General features: G+C 68.5%; 20 protein-coding genes and 1 pseudogene. 11 read left to right on the forward strand and 10 right to left on the reverse strand.

All coding sequences use genetic code 11. The features are described 5' to 3' along the window. Positions 1-19: 19 nt before the first annotated feature. A complete protein-coding gene (locus tag ACIBO1_RS30395) occupies positions 20-967 on the reverse strand; it encodes an SDR family NAD(P)-dependent oxidoreductase (RefSeq protein ID WP_396752465.1) in 948 nt (315 codons plus the stop codon). Positions 968-1,076: 109 nt separating this feature from the next. Between ACIBO1_RS30395 and ACIBO1_RS30400 the strand changes: the two genes are divergently transcribed. Continuing rightward, a complete protein-coding gene (locus tag ACIBO1_RS30400) occupies positions 1,077-1,742 on the forward strand; it encodes a TetR/AcrR family transcriptional regulator (protein WP_396752467.1) in 666 nt (221 codons plus the stop codon). A gap of 34 nt (positions 1,743-1,776) precedes the next feature. Then, positions 1,777-2,496, forward strand: a complete 720-nt coding sequence (locus ACIBO1_RS30405; protein ID WP_396752469.1) for a hypothetical protein — start codon at positions 1,777-1,779, stop codon at positions 2,494-2,496. A 97-nt stretch (positions 2,497-2,593) separates the two neighbouring features. Here the strand turns inward: ACIBO1_RS30405 and ACIBO1_RS30410 are convergent, their stop codons facing one another. Further along, complete coding sequence (locus tag ACIBO1_RS30410; protein ID WP_396752471.1) at positions 2,594-3,547, reverse strand: ketopantoate reductase family protein; 954 nt, start codon at positions 3,545-3,547, stop codon at positions 2,594-2,596. Between the two features lie 84 nt (positions 3,548-3,631). Between ACIBO1_RS30410 and ACIBO1_RS30415 the strand changes: the two genes are divergently transcribed. Next, a complete protein-coding gene (locus ACIBO1_RS30415; RefSeq protein WP_396752473.1) occupies positions 3,632-4,201 on the forward strand; it encodes a TetR/AcrR family transcriptional regulator in 570 nt (189 codons plus the stop codon). A 186-nt stretch (positions 4,202-4,387) separates the two neighbouring features. Here the strand turns inward: ACIBO1_RS30415 and ACIBO1_RS30420 are convergent, their stop codons facing one another. Together ACIBO1_RS30420 and ACIBO1_RS30425 are read right to left on the reverse strand one after the other, a co-directional pair. After that, on the reverse strand, positions 4,388-5,137 hold the full coding sequence (locus ACIBO1_RS30420) for an SDR family NAD(P)-dependent oxidoreductase (protein ID WP_396752475.1): 750 nt from the start codon (positions 5,135-5,137) through the stop codon (positions 4,388-4,390). A 114-nt stretch (positions 5,138-5,251) separates the two neighbouring features. Next, entirely contained in the window at positions 5,252-8,938 is a 3,687-nt protein-coding gene (locus tag ACIBO1_RS30425) for an endonuclease/exonuclease/phosphatase family protein (RefSeq protein ID WP_396752477.1), read from the reverse strand. A gap of 272 nt (positions 8,939-9,210) precedes the next feature. Between ACIBO1_RS30425 and ACIBO1_RS30430 the strand changes: the two genes are divergently transcribed. Continuing rightward, positions 9,211-9,693, forward strand: a complete 483-nt coding sequence (locus tag ACIBO1_RS30430; RefSeq protein ID WP_396752479.1) for an RICIN domain-containing protein — start codon at positions 9,211-9,213, stop codon at positions 9,691-9,693. A 67-nt stretch (positions 9,694-9,760) separates the two neighbouring features. On the opposite strand, the gene ACIBO1_RS30435 is transcribed toward ACIBO1_RS30430, so the two are convergent. The 3 genes from ACIBO1_RS30435 to ACIBO1_RS30445 form a co-directional block, all read right to left on the reverse strand. After that, positions 9,761-10,663: a zinc-binding dehydrogenase gene (locus ACIBO1_RS30435; RefSeq protein ID WP_396752481.1), complete on the reverse strand. Its 903-nt coding sequence runs from the start codon at positions 10,661-10,663 to the stop codon at positions 9,761-9,763. Between the two features lie 162 nt (positions 10,664-10,825). Next, a complete protein-coding gene (locus tag ACIBO1_RS30440) occupies positions 10,826-11,047 on the reverse strand; it encodes a hypothetical protein (RefSeq protein ID WP_396752483.1) in 222 nt (73 codons plus the stop codon). A gap of 2 nt (positions 11,048-11,049) precedes the next feature. Beyond that, the gene (locus ACIBO1_RS30445) at positions 11,050-12,258 is read right to left on the reverse strand and encodes a helix-turn-helix domain-containing protein (protein WP_396752485.1); all 1,209 of its coding nucleotides are present in this window, start codon (positions 12,256-12,258) and stop codon (positions 11,050-11,052) included. A gap of 245 nt (positions 12,259-12,503) precedes the next feature. Between ACIBO1_RS30445 and ACIBO1_RS30450 the strand changes: the two genes are divergently transcribed. Further along, a complete protein-coding gene (locus ACIBO1_RS30450) occupies positions 12,504-13,634 on the forward strand; it encodes a helix-turn-helix domain-containing protein (protein ID WP_396752487.1) in 1,131 nt (376 codons plus the stop codon). Further along, entirely contained in the window at positions 13,631-14,212 is a 582-nt protein-coding gene (locus ACIBO1_RS30455) for an HD family hydrolase (RefSeq protein WP_396752489.1), read from the forward strand. The genes ACIBO1_RS30450 and ACIBO1_RS30455 overlap by 4 nt, the downstream gene beginning before the upstream one ends. A 137-nt stretch (positions 14,213-14,349) precedes the next feature. Here ACIBO1_RS30455 and ACIBO1_RS30460 read toward each other — a convergent pair whose 3' ends face one another. Further along, positions 14,350-14,574 carry a hypothetical protein gene (locus ACIBO1_RS30460; RefSeq protein ID WP_396752491.1) on the reverse strand — a complete coding sequence of 75 codons (225 nt, stop codon included), beginning with the start codon at positions 14,572-14,574 and terminating at the stop codon, positions 14,350-14,352. A 62-nt stretch (positions 14,575-14,636) separates the two neighbouring features. On the opposite strand from ACIBO1_RS30460, the gene ACIBO1_RS30465 reads away from it, so the two are divergent. Beyond that, positions 14,637-15,173: an AAA family ATPase gene (locus tag ACIBO1_RS30465; RefSeq protein ID WP_396752493.1), complete on the forward strand. Its 537-nt coding sequence runs from the start codon at positions 14,637-14,639 to the stop codon at positions 15,171-15,173. Between the two features lie 1,073 nt (positions 15,174-16,246). Next, the gene (locus ACIBO1_RS30470; protein ID WP_396752495.1) at positions 16,247-16,723 is read left to right on the forward strand and encodes a DUF4231 domain-containing protein; all 477 of its coding nucleotides are present in this window, start codon (positions 16,247-16,249) and stop codon (positions 16,721-16,723) included. Here ACIBO1_RS30470 and ACIBO1_RS30475 read toward each other — a convergent pair. Further along, positions 16,702-17,577 carry a hypothetical protein gene (locus ACIBO1_RS30475; protein WP_396752496.1) on the reverse strand — a complete coding sequence of 292 codons (876 nt, stop codon included), beginning with the start codon at positions 17,575-17,577 and terminating at the stop codon, positions 16,702-16,704. The genes ACIBO1_RS30470 and ACIBO1_RS30475 overlap by 22 nt on opposite strands. A 164-nt stretch (positions 17,578-17,741) precedes the next feature. On the opposite strand from ACIBO1_RS30475, the gene ACIBO1_RS30480 reads away from it, so the two are divergent. Together ACIBO1_RS30480 and ACIBO1_RS30485 are read left to right on the forward strand one after the other, a co-directional pair. Beyond that, entirely contained in the window at positions 17,742-19,343 is a 1,602-nt protein-coding gene (locus ACIBO1_RS30480) for a helix-turn-helix domain-containing protein (RefSeq protein ID WP_396752498.1), read from the forward strand. Then, entirely contained in the window at positions 19,340-21,694 is a 2,355-nt protein-coding gene (locus ACIBO1_RS30485) for a hypothetical protein (protein WP_396752500.1), read from the forward strand. The genes ACIBO1_RS30480 and ACIBO1_RS30485 overlap by 4 nt, the downstream gene beginning before the upstream one ends. 182 nt (positions 21,695-21,876) lie before the next feature. Here the strand turns inward: ACIBO1_RS30485 and ACIBO1_RS30490 are convergent. Beyond that, positions 21,877-22,006, reverse strand: a pseudogene (locus ACIBO1_RS30490) (arginine deiminase family protein); the annotation flags it as partial. 168 nt (positions 22,007-22,174) lie between these two features. Between ACIBO1_RS30490 and ACIBO1_RS30495 the strand changes: the two are divergent. Beyond that, positions 22,175-22,546 carry a transposase gene (locus tag ACIBO1_RS30495; RefSeq protein ID WP_396752502.1) on the forward strand — a complete coding sequence of 124 codons (372 nt, stop codon included), beginning with the start codon at positions 22,175-22,177 and terminating at the stop codon, positions 22,544-22,546. Positions 22,547-22,629: the final 83 nt, after the last annotated feature.

The following is a 22,629-nucleotide window of genomic DNA, read 5'->3' on the forward strand; positions in this document are numbered from 1 at the left end:
TGTTCGGCACCGATCTGCGCTACGCCCCAACGACCGAGCTGGCCGAGATCGAGTTCTGCATGGCTTTGGCGATCGGGAACGTCACGCCGGTGAGGTCTTCGGAGACGGTCCAGAGTCGCTTCTGGACGGCCATCTCGTGCGACTTCGGGCTGGACGTGACCAGACGGGGGTGGCCCATGACCTCGTTGCGTCCGCCGGGGCCGTAGTACTGGCCGCCGAGCACGGCGGGGTCGGTGGCGGCGCGCAGGGTCGGCAGCGCGCCCATGGCCGGCGTCTGCGTGATCACCGGTGCGAGCCAGGTGAGCGGGAGCCGGAGGGCTGCCGGGCTGTTGCGGGCCAGTTCGGTGCTGGACATGCCGGGGTGCGCGGCGACCGCGACGGTGGTGCCGTGCGGGGCGAGGCGGCGCTGCAACTCGTAGGTGAACATCAGGTTGGCGAGCTTGGACTGTCCGTAGGCGGCGGCCCGCCCGTACGACCGCTCCCAGTGCAGGTCGTCGAAATGGATGTCGGCCCGGATGCGGTGGCCGGTGCTGCTGACCGTCACCACCCGTGAGCCGGGCACCGGCAGCATCAGGTCCAGCAGCAGCCCGGTGAGCGCGAAGTGACCGAGGTGGTTGGTGCCGAACTGGAGCTCGAAGCCGTCGCGGGTGGTCCGCTTCGGGGTGTACATGACACCGGCGTTGTTGATCAGCACGTCGATCCGGTCGAGCCGGGACCGCAACTGCTCCGCTGCGGTCCGGACGGAGTCGAGCGAGGTCAGGTCCAGCGCCTGCACGGTGACGTCCCCGGTCATCCGCGACGCGGCCTGCTCGCCCTTGTCGACGTCGCGTACGGCGAGCACCACGGAGGCCCCGCGCTCGGCGAGCGCCTTGGCCGTCTCGTACCCGAGTCCGGTGTTGGCGCCGGTCACCACGGCGACCCGCCCGCGCTGGTCCGGGATGTTCGCCGTCGTCCACTTCTCGCTCATGCCAGGCTCCCGATCATCTTAAGTACCGGAGGTATCTTGTGGTGACGACGTTAAAGTACTTTCGGTACGTTGTCAACGTACCGGAGGTACCTAAGCTAGGCTGGCGGTCGTGACCTTCCAGCGAGCACGCACCGAGGAGCAGCGGGAGATCCGCCGACGGGCGATCCTCGACGTGGCGTCGGCGATGCTCGACGAGATGCCCGTGGCTGCGGTCACCCTGAACGAGTTGAGCCGCCGGGTGGGTCTGGCGAAGCCGAACGTGCTGCGCTACTTCGAGTCCCGCGAGGCGGTGCTGCTGGAACTGCTCGACCGCTACCTCCAGGAGTGGCTGACCGACCTGGCCGGTGAGCTGGCCGACGGAGTCGACGACAGCCTGCCCATGGCGGAGCGGGCGACAGCGGTGGCCGAGATCCTCAGCCGCTCACTGGCCAGCCGGGTGGTGCTGTGCGACCTCTACGGCGCACAGGTCGGCGTCCTGGAACACAACGTCTCCGTCGAGGTCGCCATCCGTCACAAGCGCGCCTCCATGGGGCATCTGGCCACCATGACCGCCCTGGTCCAGGAGCGCCTGCCGGAGCTGGGCGAGAACGCCGTGCTGTTCAACCTGCACACCATGACCATGGCCGGCGCGCTGTCGGCGTACAGCACGCCTCCGCCCAGCCTGGAGGCGGCCTACCAGGCCGCGCCCGACCTGGCCCACTTCCGCATGGAGCTGAAGGACTCCCTGAAGCTGGCGCTGACCGCGACCCTCCTCGGCGTGCTACCCCGCCACTGACGCCCGGCGTGACGGGATCGGACATGATCGACGCGTGGGTGACCTTGTGATCAATCTGCTGGCGAGCGTCATCGCCGGTACGGCCGTCTGGCTCTCGGGGTTTCTGTTACGTCGGCGCAAACTGAACCGGGCACGTGCCTTCTTCGGCCTGACCGCCGGAGCGAGCTGCCTCCTGGTGGTCTCCCGGCACGCGTCGTCGCCGCGCGAGTTCAGCGTCCACCGTCGCGACGTCGCCGCGCTGGTGGAGCTGGCGACCATCGCCCGGGAGTGCGGCGCACACGCGGACCGGGTCGGCGAGGACCAGCCGACCGGGGAGATCGGTCGGCTGACCGAGTTCTGCGTCGGCGGTCCCGGTGGTGCGAGCCCGCGCAGCGTCACGCACCTCCGCGCGATCCTGCGGGGCGTGACGTACGAGATCTTCGACGAGGAGAAGCGCCGGAGGGCGTTCACCGTCGGCGGCACCGAGTACGTCTACAGCCCGGAGATCAGCTACGTCCTGCTCGCCCGGTTCTGGGGCCCGGTCGGTGGACGCCCGGTGTTCTTCATCGGCGGCCTGACCGCCGGCAGCAACCTCGCCGCCGCCCGCTACCTGACCACGCACCATCCGGACCTCGCCCGCACCTACGGTGCCGACCGACCGTTCGCGCTGGTGCTGCGCATCATCGAACCAGCCGCGTACGGCACCGACTTCACCGAGCTGGTCGCCGACGTGAGCGACGTGGCGTTCCAGCCGGAGCCGCAGCCGGCGCAGTAGGCAGCTCCAGACTCGGCAGCACGCGCCCCTGGGTGTAAGGAGGGGTCCCCTGCTATACACCAGGCGTTAGCAGGGGACCCCTCCTTACAAACAGCTCCTACACCCCGGACGCCGTCGCGTCCGCGAAGTACGGCTCGGCCGCCTCCAGCCGGGGCACCTCCACGCCGAGCCTGCGCGCCTCCGCCAGCGTGTCGCGGCAGACCGCGCGCAACTCCTCGGGGTTGGCGTGCGCCGTCGTCACCCTGCGCGCCGGCGGGAATCGGCCCATCATCCAGGCGAGTGCCGGCGCGGCCAGCCAGACGGGTCCGGTGAACGGCAGCAGCGAGGACCGATGCCGCCGCAGGTCGACGCCCCGTGCCTCGACCAGTGGTAGCAGCTCGCGGACGGCGAGGATCGCTTCGCGCATGTCGCCCCTCGTCAGCGTGGACAGGGAACCTCGCCGCAGGCTCTGCGTGTGCAGACCCGCGTTCTGGACGAAGTGGATCGCCAACCAGCCCCGGAAGTCGGAGTTCTCCTGGATCCGGAACCCGGCCCCGCGAAACACCTCGCGGACGGCCCGCTCGCGCTCGGTGGGCGGCCGGTCGAGAGTGCCGAGGAAGACCATGGGCAGCAGCGACGCGCGCAGCACCCCGTCGTCACCGAAACCACCGCCGGCCCCGGGAAAGCCCCAGGCCACCTGCTCGGTGGGAAGGTGTTCGATGGCGGTCAGCGGCTCGACCCACAGGTTGTTGAAGACGAGCACCGTGGCCCCGCCCACGCGCGGCCCCAGGAAGGCCGCAGCTTCCGCGAAGCCGTAGTGCTGCACGCTCAACACGATCAGGTCGAAGTCATGGTCCGGCTCCAACGACTCGCGCAGGCGCACCGGCCACTTCTCGACGACACGCTTGCCCCACGGCCGCCGTCGCGCGTCGAGCAGATCAACGTCGATCGCATCTCCGTACGCCGCCGCCCGCCCCGGCCGGACGTAGAACTCGACGTGGTGTCCGGCCCGTTCCAGGGCCCAGCCGTAGGCTGCACCGATCACGCCCCGCCCGAACATCAAGACCTTCAAGCGCCACCTCGCACCCTATAATCGGAGACAGTCTCCACTTTCAAAATATGGAGACAATCTCCACTTGTCAACACGGGACCCCACATGACCGACGCCAAGCCGCTCCGCGCCGACGCCCGCCGCAACCGCGAAACCCTGATCGCCAAGGCCCGCGAACTCTTCGCGAAGAACTGCTTCGACCTGCGCTTCGACGACTTCGCCAAGCTGGCCGGCGTGGGCACCGGCACGCTCTACCGCCACTTCCCCACCCGGGAGGCCCTGGCCGAAGCGGTCTATCGCGAGGAACTCGCCGCGCTGTGCGACCGCGCCCGCGAGTTGCACGCCACCCTTCCCGCCGACGAGGCGCTGGAGTCCTTCCTGCGCGGCTTCGTGGCCCACCTGGACGCTCACGAGGGTCTCGCCCGCACCCTCGCGACGCTCATGGCGACCCGCTCGGACACCCTGGCCGAGGGCGCCCAGGCCCTGCACCAGGTCATCGCCGACCTCCTGACCGACGCCGCCGAGGCCGGCACCGTCCGCGACGACGTGAGTGCCGACGCAGTCATGATCGCCATCAACGGCATCTGCGCGGCCTACGACCACCCGAGCTTCCGCATCAACGCGGACCAGGTCGTCACGCTCGTCGTCGACGGCCTCCGCCGTACTACAGCCTGACCACGGCTCGGTACTCGGGACACCGCACGCCGGGCCGACACCGCACGGGCCACGCACGGTGCCGGCACCGACCGCGACCGCTAGCCGGGGGTGGAAGATCACCACCGGGTACGCCTCGACGGCGCGCTCGATCATCGCCGTCGCTGGTCGCCGACGGTCTTGTGGGCGAGTGGGGCGGTCTGCCCGCTACCGCGGCAGGCCCTGATAGTCGGCCGGGCCGGCGATCTGCCCACCGTCGCCCGCGACCTCGCTGCCGGTGACGAACGTCGAGTCGTCGCTGGCGAAAAAGAGGACGATCCGGGCGATGTCGTCCGGCTGCCCGACCCGGCCGAGCGCGACGTTGCTCGTGTCGAACGTGACGCCTTCGGTCATCGGCGTCTGGATCTGGCCGGGGTGCACCGCGTTCACGCGGATCCCGTGGACGCCCAACTCCAGCGCGGCGGTCTTGGTCAGACCGCGTACGCCCCACTTCGACACCACGTAGCCGGACATCCTCGGCACGCCCTGCAGAGCGCCGACGGAGCCGATGTTGACGATCGATCCGCCGCCGGCCCGCTTCATCGCCGGGACGACGGCCTGGATGCCGTTGAAGACACCGATCAGGTTGACGTCCAACGTGCGCTGCAACCGCGCGGCGTCCCACTGTTCCAGCGGAGCGGGGTCGGCGATGCCGGCGTTGTTGACCAGGATGTCGACGGAGCCGAAGCGCTCCTCCGTCCGCCCGACGAGGGCCGCCCACTCCTCTGCCGACCGGACGTCGAGTCTCTCGGCGACGGCCTGTGGCCCGAGTTCCGCGGCGAGCGCCTCCGCCACGGGCAGATTGACGTCGGCGATGACCACATTGGCGCCCTCCGTCACGAACCGTCGGACGGTTGCCGCTCCCATTCCCATCGCTCCGCCAGTGACCAGAGCGGTCTTTCCCTGGAGCCGTTCCATGGCGAGTTCCTTCCTCCCGCACCAACGGCGCGGGAACCTCATATCGTCGATATCGGTGCGGCGGCTGAGGCAGCCCCAGGCGACCTGCTCGGCCTGGGGCTGCCTCGCCGTGAGTCAGGCCCCCCAGCGCCAGTTCTCGACGCCGTCGGAGCCGGCGAACTCCACCGTGAGCTGGGCGTGAACCCCGTGGTCGGTCAGGTACAACGGAACCGGCGCACCATGGAACCCCGTCATGTTGTAGATGCTCATCGAGTCGGTGTCCTGGTGCATGCACCACACCTGTCCGTCGCTGTTCGGCGCGTACGGCTCCACCACCACCTGCCCACCCGGCACCGGTTCCGTCCCGCCGGGCGACGAGGTCAGGTACTCGTCACCGAAGAGCAGATGGAAGCAGCGGTCGGCACCGCGCTGGCCGACGAAGATCGGCTCCCAGCCTTCGGTCGCCGTGTCGTTCGGCAGCAGCCGCACCGGTCGATTCTCGACGCCGTCCGGATCGGCGACGTCGATCTCGGCCTCCCCTTGCGGCGACGTCGCCACGTGCCGGATCTCCCGCCGTTCCCCGACCTCGGTCTGGGAGGCGAAGAACCAGAGCTGCTCCGCCGAGCCGTCCGCGTTGCGGACACCCAGCAGGAAGTCACCGGGCGTGATGGCGGTGAGCAGTTGCCCGTTCACGTAGTTCCGCAGCGTCCACGCGCCGTTGTCGGCGATGATCGGCCGCCACAACTGGTCGAGCCTCCGTGCCGAGCTGAGCGCGGCGCGGGAGTTCGGCGCGCTGCTCTCCAGCCCGATGTACCGGCCGTCCGCCACGTTCTGCAGCCGCAGGTGACCGTCGAACTCGGAGTCCCAGTCCAACCGCCACCGCTGATCCCTCCCCTCGTCGTGGGGGGTGTCCGGAACCAGTGGGCCACCGCCGGGCTCGACGTCGGCCACGTTCGTGGTGGCGGCGTTGCGCAGCAACGCCAGGCCCGGCAGCGTCGGAGTGGCAAGCGGTGGGTTCTCCGCAGCCGCGCGCAGCGTCAGGCTGTACCGGACGGGGAAGTGATCCGAGGAGACGGTCGTCGTCAGTGTCCTGGCGCTGAGCAGGGTCGGCGCCCCGCCCCCGAAATCCGTCACCCCGTAGTCAAGGCTGTGCGTCGGATTCCGCGTGGGATGCGTGTGTTGAGGCGGGTCCATCACTCCGAACTGTTGCGCAGGCAGCGCGGCCCGGAGATTGCCCGGCTCACGGTTGAAGTCACCGAGCACGATCCATTCGTAGGGACCGTTGGGTCCCGGGTTCTGCTGGATGTGGGTGCGGATGTTCTGCAGCAGCCCTGGCGTGTCGTGGCCGCCGGGCGACCAGCCGTGCACAGTGAAGAACACCGTCTCGCCGAGCCGTACGCCGAGCGCGGGACGGGCGCCGTTCAGTCCGGCGGCAACCACGATGACCTCGTCCGCAGCCTCTCGGGTGGCCACCGCCAGGTTGACCCGCCCGAAGTTCGCCATCGACGTGTCGGTGTGCAGCCAGTACACCCGTGCGTCACCGGGGCGTCCCTGGCTGCCCCAGGCGTACTCGCGCACCGGCGTGAACCCCGCGTCGATCGTGCCCGGAGCGTTGCCCCGATCGTAGACCGCCTGCTGGTGCAGGCCCCGAAGGTGCATGCCTTCCGCCCGCTCCCCGGCCTCCTGCATCGCTACGACGTACGCCCTGTTCTGGGTGAGGAAGTTCCGCACCTCCGCGTACTTGTTCTGGTAGCTGCCCTCCGCCGCGGAACCTGCTCCCTGCATGTTCCAGGTGATGACCTCCTGGCGGTTCTCGTCCCGGGGTTCGAGCTGGCCGACGTCGCGGAGGAACAGGGAGGGCCACCGCTCGTTGCGGACGACGACGCCCTGGCCGTCGTAGGTCGCGGTCTCCCGCCCGGACCAGTCCTTGATCGGTACGCCGCCCTGGCTCAACGGAGCGAACGCGCGCGGGTTGTTCGCGTCGGAGCCGAACTGGTAGATCGCGGTGCTGGTGCCGCTGCCCACCGAGTAGGGCTCGTACGGCAGGAAGGGGCCGCCGGGCGTGGACTGCTTGATCAGGGTGTTCTGGTGGAAGACGTTCTGCGGGCCGGAGGCACCGGACCATTTGATCGCCTTGGCCGCCGCCGCCCACCAGATCGGGAACCAGGTGCCGTCCTCCAGTTCGCCGCCCTCACCGCCGCAGTTGGCGGTGCAGTTGCCCGACCGGTGCTCGTACGGCACGCGTACGGTGTTGCCCTCGAACAGGTTGTACCGTTCCCAGCCGCCATGCAGGTTGAGGTCGGAGTCGAGGTCGTTGCGGAACGCCACGTTGCCGCTGGCCGACCACTGGAACGTGAAGTGCCGCAGGTTCCGGCTGGTGTTGTAGGCCCAGAGCGAGTCCCACACCCGGCTGCCGCGCAGGTAGCCGTTGCCGCCCTTGCCCTTGTTCCACGCGCCGTCGAAGGTGTTGTGCTCGATCTGCAGGTTGCGGGCGACCTCCGTGACGACCGGGTGCGAGCCGGTCATCGTGCCGGTCAGTCCGCGCACCCAACTGTTCGCGGCCCACTTGAAGGCGAGGCCGTGCATGGCGTACTCGGGCGCGAGGTTGCCGTAGTTGTGCACCGCGTCGCCCGGCGGCGTGGTGTAGCGACCGCCGCCGTGCTTCGGCATGTCCAGCAGTTCCTGGCTGAAGGCGAAGTTCTCGAAGCCGACCCCTTCGACCACGCTCAACGGCGTGATCTTGCTGGTGTACGTGCTGCTGCCGATCGGCGCCGAGCCGTCCGACGTCGAGTCGACCGGCACGTCGTACTCCAGCGGCCGGTCGAGGGTCACGGTCTTGCGGGTGCGGTCCACCTGGACCGCCCGGAACATCTGCTGGCGCATGTGCAGGTTCTCGCGGACACCCGGGTCGTCCGGCGACAGGCCCTGCTGCTCGTAGAAGTTCCGGCTGTTCGCGGCGCCGACCCAGACGTAGCCACCGGCGACGAACCGGTCCATCTTCGCCGCCGCGTCGATGTGGATCACTGACTGTCCGGTACGGGCCGAGAAGCCCGGGTCGCCGGTGGCCGCGGCCAGTTTGACGCCCGACGCCCAGTGCTGGTTGATCGACCCCTCGAACAGGTCCTTGCGGTTGCGCGGTGCGGTGGTCCACTCGTCCAGGTACCGCTCGGCGACCTCGCGGGTCTGCACCTTGAACAGGGCGCGACCGGGCCACATCCAGCCGCCCCTACCCTCGTCGGGAGCGGTGCCCCAGATCATCGAGTCCTGGTGCCACCGGCTGCCGTCGGCGGTCAGCGTGTCGTATCGGGTGTTGGCATTCGGCCGGAAGACGACGCGGGTGCCCCCGTCGCCCGCACCCTGACCCCGCAGGATCAGGAAGTTGGCGTCCACGTAGATCTGCTGGGTGATGTCGATCCGCCCGGCGGGCAGGGTGATCAGCGAGAGTCGGCGGTGGTTTCCGGAGGGCGAGCAGGAGTCCTTGATCTGGTCGATCGCGGCCTGAAGGCCGCTGCTGTCGTCGATGCTGTCGTTCGCGCGGACGCCGAACTCGCTGGCGAGCCGAGCCGTGCCGATCGTGCAGGCGCCACCGGCCAGGTCGTCGTCGGACGGCAACGGCGCGCCACCCAGATATCCCGCGCGGGACCAGTCGGGCATCCCGGCGACGGGCTCGATCCGGTTGGCAGCGGTCAGGTTCGCGGCGGTCGGGTCGGCGGCGGCGACCGTCTGGACCACCGCCGGCGGTGGTGTCGCCTGGACCGGGGAGGGTGCCAGCACCGCCACCGGTACCAGCAGCAGCGTCGATAGTGCTCGGACGTAGCGCACTGTGGATCTCCCACGTGCGGTGGATCGGAATTCCCGCATACCGATGACGACGAGCCGAGCGGTCGATGGTTCACGTGACCGAGAACACTTCCCCGCCGCAACGAAATCCCCTGACCAAAGTTCAGAAAGATCTTGTGCAGAGGGTCACCGGATCGGAACTTGCGTCGACAACTACCACGCCGATGTAATGACTGGCGCCGCCGTCCACAATGCTCACGAATCAGCGTGAGCGACTGCGGTGAATGTCATCACCTCATTCGGGAGACCGCAGAATGATCCGCAGCAAGTCCGCCGGGGCGCTGTTCACCATGGTGATCACCCTCCTCGCCAGCCTTACCACGGTGATCGCCACGCCACAGGCGGCGTCCGCCGCAGCGGCGCCCGTGTACCACCTGCGCAACGTGCAGACCGGGCTCTGCCTGGACAGCAACTCGTCGGGCACCGTCTACACCCTGGCCTGCAACGGCGGAAACAACCAGAAGTGGTACGACCTGCCTGCCGCTCCCATCGTCCACCGATACATCATGGTGAACGTCGCCACGGGCCGGTGCCTCTCCACCAACTACAACGGTGACCTCTACACCGCGGCGTGCGAGAACAGCCACCCGCTCCAATTCTGGTACTTCCTCACGCAGCCCTCGCGAGTGGCGAACGAATTGACCGGCCGGTGCGCGGACAACAATCACAGCGGATGGGCCTACGCCGAACCGTGCAACAACGGCAATTACCAGAGGTGGCACAAGAACTGGCTCTGACCGCATCGGAGCAGGGGCTGCGTCGGGGCCGTGGTGCCCGGCGCAGCCCGGTCGGCTTCCCCGGCGCTCAGATCAGCAGCAGGGTCTTCCCCACTGCGGTGCGGTTCTCGATCGCCGCGTGGGCGTCGGCGGCACGTTCCAACGGAAAGGTCTGCCCGATGACCGGCCGGACCACTCCGGCCGCCGCCTGGGCGAACATCTGCTGCGCCCACCGCGCCACTTCCGGCCCGAACCCGAACAGCTGCTCGATGCCGATCACCTCCACGCCCCTGCGGCGCGCCTCGGCGGGCTCGATGACCGTGACCTCACCGCTGGAAGCGCCGTGCACCGAGAAACGACCGCCACGGGCCGTCACCTCGAACGCGGCCCGCCCGATAGGGCCGCCGACACCGTCGAACACCACATCCGGTCCCCTGCCACCGGTCGCTTCGAGTACCCGCTCGGTCCAGCCCGGTTCGCTGTAGTCGACCACCGCGTCGGCACCCAGGTCCTTGACCACATCGAGCTTCCGCGACCCGCGAGCAGCTCCGACCACCCTCGCGCCCGCCGCACGGGCGAGCTGCACCAACAGGCTCCCCACCCCACCCGCCGCCGCTTCGACGAAAACCCACTCACCAGCGCCGATCGTGGCGTGCTCGACCAGCCCCTGCGCCGTGCTGCCGTCGCTGTACAGTGCGGTGGCCTCCGGAAGACCCAGGCCGTCCGGCACCGGAAACAGGTCCCCGACCAGCGCCACCGCATGCTCAGCGAAACCGCCGGTCTCTCCCGTGCTGGCCAGAACGCGCCGTCCCCGCCACGCCGGATCCACCTGCGCACCGACCGCGCTCACCAGCCCGGCGACCAGACTTCCCGGCACGTACGGCAACTCCGGCCGTTCATGCCACCTGTCGGTGCCACGCCGGATCTGCGTCTCGACGAACGTCATCCCCGCCACCGCCACGCTGACCACGACCTGGTCCGGTCCGGCCACCGGGTCTGGCACCTGAGCCGGCACCAGCACCTCGGGCCCCCCGAAACGAACTGCCTGGACCACTCGCATTCCACCCGCTCCCGTCCGTTCGCCGACGCGAACATCGAGAGCATGCAACCTGACGTTAGGTTGAGGTCAACCGATGCAGGTCGACGACCGCCGTCAGCCGGAGTCACCCTCTTCCGGCTGTCCTGCGGTACTCCACAGCCGTGTTTCCTTCGCCGATCGGAGGACGTCCCGGGCGGCGGCAGCGACCGGGCAGTCCGCCGCGCGGCAGATCGGGCAGTAGCCGTCGGGGCCGGGTCGGTGGTCGCGGAGTATCCAGCGGGCGGTCAGGATCAGTCGGTTGCGGATCTGGGCCAGGGACAGGAACGGCGCGGTCATCCTCAGCCCACCCCGATGGTGGCGGCGAGGTGCACGAGCGTGGTCGGGGCGGTGGGGTCGCGGACGATCTGAGCGAGTACGTCCCGGCCTGCCGGACGGTGCCGGATCTCGGCCGGCGCCATCCGGTCGGCTTCCATGAGTGTCCGGCCGGCGTTGATCGGATCATCGGTGTGCAGGTACGCGCGGGCGGCGTCGATCAGGTGCGCGGCGCGGTGCTCGACGGGCAGCCACCGCCAGCCGTCGCGGTCGGTCGTCTTCTCGTGCCAGGCGACGGCGTCGCCGCCGTCGCCCAACTCCACCGCTGCGCTCACCCTGGCCGCCTGCACCGACGTTGGCCCGAACCCGGTGCGGTGGTGATCATGCCCGTCACCGACCTGGGCGGCCAGTGCTGCCGCCTCGTCGAGCAGATCAGCCACCGCCGCCTCGTCGCCTGATCGGGCGGCAGCCAACGCCGCCTGCACCAACAGAGTCCCGCCCAGCGACAGCTCCTCAGGCGGGCCGTCCTCGATCGTCGGCGGCACGATCCGGTAGGCGGCGGCCAACATCGCCGACCTGGCCGCCCGCACCTGCCCACACCCACGCAACACCTGACCGAGCTGCACCGCTGCCGCAGCCACCAGGATGCGGTCCCCAGTGGCGGCGGCCATCGCCCGATCGACCGCCAGCCACGCCAGGTCCGGCTCACCCAGCTTCACCAACAGCGACGCGGTGATCCGGTACGCCTCCACCAGCGACCCCCGACCTGCCACAAGGTCCACCGCGTGAGCGCGCTCGACGTCGGCCAGCAACTCCGGCAGCCGGTCGGCCACCCGCTCGTAGCGGGCGTGCTGGAAAGTCGTCCAGACGTAGCCGACCTGCCGGTCCACCTGCGCGCCGGACGGCACGGGCCGACTGCCCGCCGGTCGGCCGAGGGGAATCGCGTACCGGGACAGGGCCGCGCGGACCCGTTCGACGTCTGCGGTCCGGTCGGACACGTCGGTGGCCTGGACGTCCCGGCCGAGCAGCACCGCCGTGTCGATACGCAGGACCGTCGCGACCTCCTGGAGCGTGGACACCTTGTCCAGCGAGCGCACTCCCCGCTCGACCTTGTCCACCCAACTCTTCGACTTGCCCAACCGATCGGCAAACACCTGCTGCGACAGCTTCCGCCGCCCCCGCCAGTACGCCACCCGCCGCCCCACCGGCAGCGTCTCCAACGGCCCGGCCGTCATCCGATCCACCCGACGTATACGCGCGGCGAGAGGGCGGGATCCTGCATGGCCACTGGGCATCACCCCTACCTCAGCGAAGGCCGGTCATCGCTCGCAGATCAGACCTGGCACGTTCAGTTACCGTGACGCTACGATCACGGCGAGGCACTGTGAACTCACCGGCAGTACGAATGAGCTGGTCAGGGCCATCCCCGCCGCTGTCCTTCGCCCGGAAACGTCGACTGCCAGTCACCGTAGGGATGTTGATGGCACCGCTCGGACGATCCACGCCCACACGCGGCGACGTGACCGGCTACTTACTGAAGCTGATTCGCGAGTCCATTCCCCACACCCAGGAACAGCTCGGCGCGACACTCGGCGTCGACCGCGCGACCATCCAGAGCTGGGAAACCGGACGACGTCCGTTCATCGCCGTCCCGTTCGGTCAGGCCATCAGCATCCGACACCAGCTCGGGAGACTCGGGGCGAACCCGTTGCTCCTCGACGCCGTCGGAGACGCCGTCGAGGCAGACACCATCCTCACCGCCCTACTCGCCCCGAGGATCGAACAGGCCGACATCACCGGACAACCGCTCGGCTGCGTCGTCCTGACCCACCGCCTCGCCGATCTGATCCTCTGGGCGGTCCTCGGCCAGACACCCACCTTCATCCGAGGCATACCGACCACCCACCGTCGACGCGGCCCGGTCGCCACCGGCCCGACCCTGCGGGCCGACGAACAGCGAATCTTCTTTGCCAACCTGCACGTCCTGGCCGAACGCGCCGCAGACCAACGGCAGCCGAACGTGCTGCTGCACCGGCAGGCATGCTTCCTCGCCGGCATGGACCCCACCGGATCGTCCGCCGCCTGGCTGGCCCACGACACCGTCCGCAAGACCCACCGGATCACCACCCTCCACACCTGGTCACCCCTATGGCCCGACGCCCGCTCCGTCGTCACCTCCCTCGCCAATCAGGGAGACCCCGAACCGCTACGGGACTTCATCGCCCGCGCGCACCCCGACGACGCCTGCCAACGCGCAGCCCTCAACTACTCCGCCTACTGGGTCGGCGAAATCCCCTACCGCCAACCCGACGACTCCTTCATGCCCACCACCAACACCGAATGGCGCGGCACCCGACTGCTGCGACACCTGGTCGAACGCCTCACCAACGACCACCCGTTCATCGACCTCAACATCCACAACCTCTGGGCACTACTCACCGCCCGACGCGCACTCGCCCACGACCACCCCGCCACCGGACACCACCTCGCCGCCCAAGCCGTCACGATCCTCGACAGCAACCGGATCTCGACACAGTCCCGACAGGAACTAACCTCGATCGTCTACAGCCTGCGCACCGAGGGCATCACCGGCACAGGGACGGACAGATGAGCCAGGACCAGCACGCCGCCACGATGAGATACATCTTCGAAGCCGGCGTCCTCAAACGCGCCGCCCGCACCGGCTGGTGGTTCGCCGGAGTCAAACACCCCGAAACCATCGCCGAACACTCCCACCGCACCGCCCTGATCGGCATGATCCTCGCCGCCATGGAAGGAGCCGACCCCGCCCGCGTCACCATGCTCTGCGTCCTGCACGACACCCAGGAAACCCGCACCACCGACCTACCCCACATCGCCAAGCGCTACCTCACCGCCACCCCCAACACCACCATCACCGCAGACCAGCTCACCGACTGCCCACCCGCCGTCATCGACACCATCACCGCCGCCGTCACCGAATACGAAACCGGCGACACCCTCGAAGCCACCGTCGCCCGCGACGCCGACAAACTCGAATGCCTCATCCAAGCCATCGAATACCGCCACCAAGGCATCGACAACGTCCAACGCTGGATCGACAGCAGCCGCACCGCCCTCAAAACCACCTCCGCCCACCACCTCGCCGACGCCGCACTCACCGGCCAACCCCTCGCCTGGCTCACACCCCCGCCGGACCAGGCGAACTAACCCCTCGTTTGCAAGCGCTGCGCTCTGCGCCCGATAGGGCCGCCCGTGTCAACGGCCTCGGACGGCTGTCTACCTCCGGCCACCGACGGCTGCTTCCACTCGACACGATGCGGTCAGGAAGCTCCACGCGAGAACGATCAGATCCGACGACGAGGTTCCTGCCCGGAAGCGTCGCCGTACGGGAGCGAGCGGCCCAACGCTCGCCAAAGGTCGTAGAGCACCCGCCCGAGCCTTTCGCTGTCGTCCTCGGACAATCGAGTGATAGGCATGCCGGCAGCTTGGTGCTCGCCAATGTTGTAGATCAGGTCCGCGAGCGACGTGGCTGTCTGTCGGTCAAGGCGAAGAACGATCTTCTCGGGCATGTCCGCACCCTACGGCTGCCGGCAGGCTGGCCACGGTCCGGACGGTCCCGTTAACGTGGCCTGTGATCGTATGGCTCAACGGCACCCACGGCGCAGGCAAGACGACGACCAGCATTCTCGTACAGCCACTGATCCCGAATTCACGAGTGTTCGACGCCGAGAAGGTCGGCGAGACACTCATGGACATCACTCCGAAGCTGCCCGAGACTGACAACTTCCAGCACTGGCCGCCCTGGCGGCAACTCGTCGTCGAGACCGCCCGCCGCGTGCTCGAATACACCGGCGGCACTCTGGTGATGCCCATGACTGTCCTGGTCGAGCAGTACTGGCGCGAAATCAATGCGGGCCTTGCCCGACACGCCATCCCAGTGAGGCACTTCGTCCTTCACGCTGACGAAGACACTCTCCGCGCACGCATCGAGGGGGAACACCCGGTTCCGTCGCCGTTCCGTCTCAAGTACCTCAAGCCCTACGCTGAAGCGGCCCGTACGTGGCTACATGCCGAGGCCGAGGTCGTTGACACCACGCACCTGACTCCCGCCCAGGCCGCCGCATACATCGCTTCCCGAGCTACCAGGGGAAGCTCACCTCGCTCGTAAGCTCTGGTCGACAGCCACCTCGGCGGGTGGGACGACCACCGCAACCACCGCAACCACCGCACCGCGGGGTATCCGGGGGCTCGGCCCCCGGAGCAGAAATGACAAGGCCCCCTGGTCCGCGCGTTCTGCGGACAGGGGGCACCTGGGGACTTGTGGGCGATACTGGGATCGAACCAGTGACCTCTTCGGTGTGAAGCGGGACGCTGCACCGACTCTGACCTCCAGAAACGAGAACCCGCAGGTCGTGGTGGGTGCAGTTGAGTGCCATTCGATGCCGTTGGGTGCGGTTCAGGGCCGTTCAGCGCACCCGGCTGCTCCCACGCTGCTCCCCGATCCCCGATAGTCGACCGCGTCGTCGGCCGGCGTCTTGGCGCGTCGCTTCGGCGCGTCTCCCAAGGAACAGCGTCGAGGCTGACGGGTACTGAGCGTGACCGGCGTGCTGGGACAGCGCGCGCACTGTCGGCGGCATGTGCGTGCACGTGATCTCGTGCGTCTGTGAGGGTTCATCCGGCGATGGCTGCCGCTATCAGGGCGATTCGTTTCCGATCGCTGGGGGCGGCGGTGGGTCGCTCCCACGGCGTTGACCCGTACGCGGTCGCCACTGAAGTCCGGGTTGAGGCGGCCGGCCAGACAGGACCGGTGCGCGGCGAACGACGCACACCCCGGTCCCTCACTGCTGCGCACATCGACGGTGACGCCGTCGCCGCCAGGGCTGAGGATCGTCAACTGGCCGCAGCATCCGCACGGGCGGGTGGTACCGGCTGATCTGCTGGATGACCCCGTCGACCTGCTCGCCTGATCGGCAAGCTCGACGCCACCACCGACCTGCCTGCCGGAGAGCTGCCGGTCAACGCCGTCTATCAGGAAACGCCGTTCACCAAGGTGGTCAACACCGCGGCCCACCAGGAGATCGAGTCGCTGGCGACGCTCCTCAAGTTGAAGCTGCGACTGCCGCGAATCGCGCACACTGCGTACCCTTGCATTTACGTACAGCGATGGGTGATCGCGTAGGGCATGGGAAGGCGGCAATGCGCAGCTCAACCTCCCCCAGTAGCGGACGCCGCTCGACCTGGATGTCCAGCATCCGCGGGCCCGGTGACGTCGAGGTTCCGGCCTTCGTCATGACCGAGTGGCGCTGGTACAGCGCTGGAGCGCGTCGATCCCGGCTCAGCTACCAACTGATGGAGCTTGCCAGCGTCCTCGGTGCCGCCGGCGTGCCTACCGCTGTGGCCTTGGGGGCGAGCGGCGTCGTCACCGCTCTCCTCGGCGGCGGGCTTGTCTTCCTCGCCGGCGTCCGACACACATTTGACTGGCACCGGAACTGGATCCGTTTCGCCCGCGTGAGCCGCCAGATCGAGCGGGAGGTGGCACGCTTCGGCGCGGGGCTGGAACCCTACGATGACGAGGGTCCCGCCGCCCCGCGCCTGGTGAGCGTGATCAACGAGATCGTGCGTGCCGACATCGAGGATTGGGAAGCGTGGCACCGTTCGAGAGCCAGTCAAGCGGCGGACGGCGGCACCGACAAGCGCTACATGTCCAATCCAGCATGAGGCCGCTCGAAGGCGACCTGGTACCGGCGGCGCAGCCGCTCGGTGATCTCGTCTGCAGTGAGGAGGTCGATTGGCGCCTCCGCGCCGAGCAGCTCATGGACGCTTCCCTGCGCTCCGATCCGCAGCGTCAGCCGGAGCGGACGGCGCAGCCGCAAGTCGTGGCTGTCCAGCAGGAGTCGACGGACGAGCCGGGTAGGGGCGAAGTTATCGAAGCGGAACAAAACAATGTGAACCTCGTTACGCTGATTCGAATCGAGTTGCTTGATCAGGCGACCGAGCCCCGGTCGCCACGGGTTGCGCAAGGCGTTCGTCACCGCGCCGCATGGGAACAACGTGACGAGATGACCCGCGACCAGCAGCTCAGCCGCGCGGGCGATGGTGCGGCGGTTAGCCTCGCGCAGGGCCGCTCGGGTCGGCGCCTGGCGTCCCAGGCGGAGCCGTTGTGGGAGGTCGCGGTTGAGCACAATCGGTCGGTCGCCGGCCAACGTGCCGGGGTCAACCGGGAGGACGATGCCCTCTGCAGCGCGTCCGGCGGCCCTGATGATCGCCGCGTTCATCGAGTAGGACTTGGCGATGACATGGACGTCGGATCGTCCGCACCCGCCGAGCATCGCGAACAGCGGGGCGAGTTCGAACCGATCCCGATGGTCGCCCACCAGCAGGCACGCCCGTCCGGGGCGAGACCAGACCGACGTGTCACCGATGATCCTGACCTGGATCCGAGCCCGCCGGAATTGGGCGTACAGGGCACGCGGGACGCTACGCACGCGGGTCGCGTCTTCCCGCAGCCGCCGCACGTACCTCGGCTCGCGGCTCCAGGGCACGGCCCTGAAGCGTTCGTCGTTGCTCTCCATGTTGGTTGCGCTCCTCGTCTGCGACCGACGCCGGAGCCTCGGCTGGAGCCGGGCCCGGATGAGTTGTGCGGTCAGGGTCAGCCAGACGGGCGACGCGGGACTACCGTGCTGGGATGTGCTGCGACGGCGTCGGATTAGGTAGGACGGGATAGGACACGGAGTCTGTGATTAGCCAGGACGAGCACGGCGACGACCACGCGCCGACGCATCCGATGAGGGCGCTCGGGGAGCGCATCGAGGAGGCCCGCCTTCGGCGCGGATGGACATATGAGGAGTTCGCCGAGAAGACTGGCGAGTCGAGTAGCCGGCTGCACTACCTGGTTAAGAAGCGCACCAAGCCGCTCGATTATCACGAACTCAAAGGTATCGTCAAGGAGCTCAGCGGGGCCTGGGACGACGAATGGGAGCGGCTTTGGCAGGCAACGGTCCGCGAGCGGAAGGTGCACGGAGATACGCCGACTGCCGCGACCAGCGCTGCGGGCGCGCTCAACGTGGCCGATACCCGTACCGGTGACTCCGCCACCCCACCGGAGCTGGACCGGATCAGGCGCCTGTCGCGCCGACTGGCAGATGATCTTGATGTTGTCGCCGTGCCACGGGACACGAACCGCGCGGGCACCGGTGGTGTCAAACGGCTGAGCGAGGGTCTCTACGTTCGGCGCTCCTGTCAGGACTGGATCATGCGGGAACTGGCCGCCGTACCGGAGCCGTCCCTGCTGGTCGTGCACGGCGAGGCCGGCTACGGCAAGAGCAGCCTCATGTGGGGCCTGTACAAGGACCTTCGCCTGGACGACACTGTGGAACCGCTGTTGATCAGCTCGACCTGGTTGATCAACGGTCCTGGGGCCTACCTCACCGAATCACGACTCGTGACCATCCCGGATATCCTGACCGCCGCGGGGCAGGCGCAGGATTCGGGGCGCTCGACTGTCGTTCTGCTCGATACGGCCGATCTCCTCCTGCACAGCGAGACCGATCGCCTCACCACGTTGGATCTATGTGAGGCGGTCGTCGGGCTTGGCGCGAAGATTGTTCTCGCCTGCCGGACCCGGGAGGCGACACTTATCCCCACCGATGGCAGGCCCCGGTTCGGGCTGACGCTATACCACGAATCGGACGAATTCCCTACAGCGGTCGCCAGCCATGTCGCGGCGTTCTGCACCGACGTCTCACCTACCGACCTCAGCGACAAGGTGAGAGAGCTGCGACACGCGGTGTCGGCCGGCCTGCCGGTCCGCGAGGTCTGCCTTAGCCCGTTGACGATGCGGATGCTCTTCGAGATGAGCGAGCCGCAGTTCCCCGCTACCGAACTCGACGTCGCCCGGCTGAACGACGAGTACTGGGAATACGCTGTCGTTCGCGATCGACGCCGCGTCGTCGACCCGGACACCTCACCGGGGCCGGATCTGGCGGAGCCCGCCATGGCGGCCGGGATCGCCCTGCTGTCGGCCGGTCGCACGGAGCTGCCGGAGACCGTCATCACCAGCTACATGTCGACCGTTCTGCGGGATTGGACGACCGGCGACCACCGGCCACAAGCGCGAGATCGAGTCACGCTGAGATCGGACCTAGACGAGCTTCGCCGCCGCCATGTGATGTTGGAGGCGAACGATGTCCAACGCTTCAACCACCAGACCCTCTTCGAGCAGGCGGCGCCCGTGGCCTCGTCGAACGGGACGGTGCCGAGGCCTCGACCCGCCTCCTCACGCGGCTCTCAGAGCACCCAGCCGACCTGTTTACCGGTGCTGTTCTCGAACAGACGTTGATCAGGCTGGCCCGCGATCCGCGGTTTGCGACCCGGGTCGGCGAGGCCGTCGATCAACTTCTCGCATCGGACCGTCCGGTGTTTCACGGTATCGCGCTGGTCGTGATGGCGCACCATCCAACGCTGGCGATTCGGGGACGCCGCCCGTTGCGGGATCTTGACGTGACAACCCTACGCCGGTTCACGCGCGTCGCACCCACAGTGCTGGACGCGCGGCCGATCGACGTCCTGACCCATCTCGGCGAGTTGTGGCAACGAGACGACCCGATGACTCGCCAGGCGGTGCTCGAGGCGCTCGAACGGCTGGCCCCGCGGGCGCCCGGACCGGTAGGGGCGTTTCTCCGTCAGCACGGCCGCCTCTCGTTCTTCATAGCGAAAAGGCCTGAGGCGATCACTACGAACCGGGCGCTTCCCCGGACGCTGGCAGCGGTTGGCCGCGCCGATCCCGCCTTTGCCAGGAGCGCGCTACTCCGCGTCATCAAGGAGGTCTCTCGACGCAACGCGGGTCGGGACCAGGTGATCTTCCTGCTTGACCTGCTCGCCGCTGAATGGCCGAACCTCGGTGACGGGCTGTTCCTGGAAAAGATCACGAACACCGTCCGCCATGCACAGTCCCAGCACCGAGACCGAGACAGCCGACCCGTCCGCCACGCCCTGGGCAGGGTGTTGGCCGCCGAGTGGGCGCGCCTCCACCCGGCGATCCTGACCTCAGCGGCTGGCGACGCCAACCGGAACGCCTGGCGAGGGCTCGTCGACGCGGTGTGCGAAGAGGTGGAGGCGGACGACCAGGATCCGCGTGCCGGGGCTGGCCTGTTCGGCATTGCGCTGATCCTCCAGCGACTCCCGACAGAGCACTGGGCCATCGCGGAGACCCTAGGCCGGCTGCTGGCCCTCCGGCCGCCGAACGCTCCGTACCAGCTGGCCAGAGGCCCGCTATCCGTACTCCTCGAGAGCGCCGGCCCGGCCAGCGACGCGGCCTGGTCGGTCGTCGCCGGCCTGCTGTCCGGTCTTCCCGCCCCCGGCAATCGCGCCGCACCTGGGCCCCAACTGTGGGCCGCCGTCGCACGCAGCGCCGTCAATGATGCCGCCCTGGCCCCCGAACAGCTGGCTGCACGCCTGAGCGACATTCCCGCAGCGGCCGACGTTCATACGTGGCTACGGGACGACGGGCTACTGCAACTGCTCGTACCCGCCGCTGTGGGCGGACACCCCGTTGCGCGCAAAGCGCTGAAGGCGTTGGGTACAACGCCTGAGAACACCAGTCCCAACGCACGTCGAATCGTCCGGCACACGCTTCGCGAGCACACCGGGCGAGCCTCGGACTTGGCCAAGTTGCTCGTCCGGCTCTGCGCGGTCGACGGCGAGGTGGCGCCGATCGGAGGCGTGGTGACGCAGGCCGCCGGTTCGGCGCACGATCCGACCATCCGTCGCCTACGCAGCGAGTTGCGTGGGCTCGCGCCCGCCATCTTGCTCCAGCTCGACGAGCTCGCCGGCGGTACGCCCGAACAACAGCGGGACGCCGCCGGTCTGTGGCTCAAGCTCGACGAGATCGATTCGCCTGCGGTGCCGGCTGCGGATCGGCTGCTCACGCTAGCTGCCACGGTTCCAGACCGCCGTGCGCGGATCAACCTGCTCAGGTTGATCGGCCGCCGTGCCGCCCGTGGCGTTATCCCCGTGCGGGATACGACGGCTCTGCTCGCCCAGCATGTCGGCCTGGACGGCGATCCGCCGCGTCTCATCGATCCCAGGGCTCCCGACCGCGCTGGAGATGCCAGCGTTCTCGACGCGGCCCGCACCGCCTGGATCCAGGTGCTGCTGGGGGCAGAGGACTTCGACTCCGCGAAGGCCAGGCGGGTGCTGGGGTTGGCCTCGGCCACTCCCACCGACGCCGGCGTCTTCACTCTCGTCGGTAAGGCGGTGCGACGCCTTGCTGAGCAGGGCGACGTGGAAACCGCGACGAGGCTCCTGCTCGACCTGTCGGCGGAGGCGGAAAGGGTGGAGCTCACGCTGAACAGCTACGAGGGCCTGGCCAACCGGATCCGCGGCGACGTACGGGCGCTGCTCAGGCGGGCATCCCAGGAGCAGGTGGACGTGCTGCTGAGGCGCGTGGTTGAGCTGCCTGCCGTCCTCGGGCGAATTATTGTCAGCTCGGCCGCGAGGGAATGCTTCGAGACAGCGGAGAAGGCCCTGCGGGATCTGGTCAACCAGCCACTGCCGCACGGCGTCGGCAAGCAGATTGAGACGGAGTTGCGCGCCCGAGCGAGGACCGTCGGATCACATCCGATGCCGCAGTTCCTGCACTCGATCGAGAAAGAGCGCGACTACCCGGGGTTGTACCGGGCACCGCTCTGACCAGAGAAGTGAGGAACCGGTAACGGTTGCTGTAATCCATCGATGACCACTGGCCGACTTCGGCAAGCGGTACACCGACACGCTCACCGAGGACGGCCTGCTCGACGCGGCCACGCGCCGGGCCATACAGGGCCTGCTGGGGGCCTCCAGCTGACCCTGCGCTGAGGCTCAGCCGCGGGCTCTCATCCCCCACGCTTGAGCAGTCCGCGGACCATCGGGCAGGACATGCACTGCGGACCGCCCTCGTCCGGAGCTCAGCTCGGAGCCGGGTATCGGGATCACCTCAATGCCCGCGCATTCGAGCTGGGCGCTAATACTCCAGCCGCACTTTCATGATCTGGAGTTTCAGCAGCTCAGCGTGATGATGGACGTCCGGATTATGTCGCCCGCGTAGCTGCGGATGTCGATGCTCTTGGCCGGATGTGTGGCTTGGTCGCACCGTCTGTCTGTTGTGGCCGATCGTAGGCCGGGCAGGCTGCCGTGCTTGTGTTGATCGATGAGATCGTGGGCTGGCGGGCGGGCCTGGATGATCTGTTGGCGCGGTTCGCGCACCGGTTCGGGCGTGCGGAGCCGCGCCGGCAGGCGCTGGCCTACCTGGTTGGGTTGCTGTCGCCGTTGGCGAGCAAGAACGGCTGGACCCGGATGCTCGAACGCGCCATCACTGCCGGCCTGCCGGCGCGCTGGGTCACCGCGGACGAGGCCTACGGGCAGGACTCGAAGTTCCGGACCTGGCTGCAGCAGCACCGGATGGGCTATGTGCTTGCCGTGCCCTGCAACCAGCGGGTCCCGACCACAGTGGGCAACTCCCGCCCGGATGTCCTCGCCGCCAACGCGCCGGCCCTAGTGCCGTGACCACGAACGTTCACGGTGTTGGATGACACGCCGTCTGGCCTGTCGGCCGGGTGGCGTCGTGGCGGTCAGGCTGTGGCGGTGGC

This window comes from Micromonospora sp. NPDC049903, assembly GCF_044460945.1.
Taxonomy (GTDB): domain Bacteria; phylum Actinomycetota; class Actinomycetes; order Mycobacteriales; family Micromonosporaceae; genus Micromonospora.

Excerpts from the sequence above, each read along its gene's own strand:
- ACIBO1_RS30395 (WP_396752465.1), bottom strand. The coding sequence starts at position 967 with ATGAGCGAGAAGTGGACGACGGCGAACATCCCGGACCAGCGCGGGCGG.
- ACIBO1_RS30415 (WP_396752473.1), top strand. The coding sequence starts at position 3,632 with ATGACCGACGCCAAGCCGCTCCGCGCCGACGCCCGCCGCAACCGCGAA.
- ACIBO1_RS30420 (WP_396752475.1), bottom strand. The coding sequence starts at position 5,137 with ATGGAACGGCTCCAGGGAAAGACCGCTCTGGTCACTGGCGGAGCGATG.
- ACIBO1_RS30430 (WP_396752479.1), top strand. The coding sequence starts at position 9,211 with ATGATCCGCAGCAAGTCCGCCGGGGCGCTGTTCACCATGGTGATCACC.
- ACIBO1_RS30440 (WP_396752483.1), bottom strand. The coding sequence starts at position 11,047 with ATGACCGCGCCGTTCCTGTCCCTGGCCCAGATCCGCAACCGACTGATC.
- ACIBO1_RS30445 (WP_396752485.1), bottom strand. The coding sequence starts at position 12,258 with ATGACGGCCGGGCCGTTGGAGACGCTGCCGGTGGGGCGGCGGGTGGCG.
- ACIBO1_RS30450 (WP_396752487.1), top strand. The coding sequence starts at position 12,504 with ATGGCACCGCTCGGACGATCCACGCCCACACGCGGCGACGTGACCGGC.
- ACIBO1_RS30455 (WP_396752489.1), top strand. The coding sequence starts at position 13,631 with ATGAGCCAGGACCAGCACGCCGCCACGATGAGATACATCTTCGAAGCC.
- ACIBO1_RS30460 (WP_396752491.1), bottom strand. The coding sequence starts at position 14,574 with ATGCCCGAGAAGATCGTTCTTCGCCTTGACCGACAGACAGCCACGTCG.
- ACIBO1_RS30470 (WP_396752495.1), top strand. The coding sequence starts at position 16,247 with ATGTCCAGCATCCGCGGGCCCGGTGACGTCGAGGTTCCGGCCTTCGTC.
- ACIBO1_RS30475 (WP_396752496.1), bottom strand. The coding sequence starts at position 17,577 with ATGGAGAGCAACGACGAACGCTTCAGGGCCGTGCCCTGGAGCCGCGAG.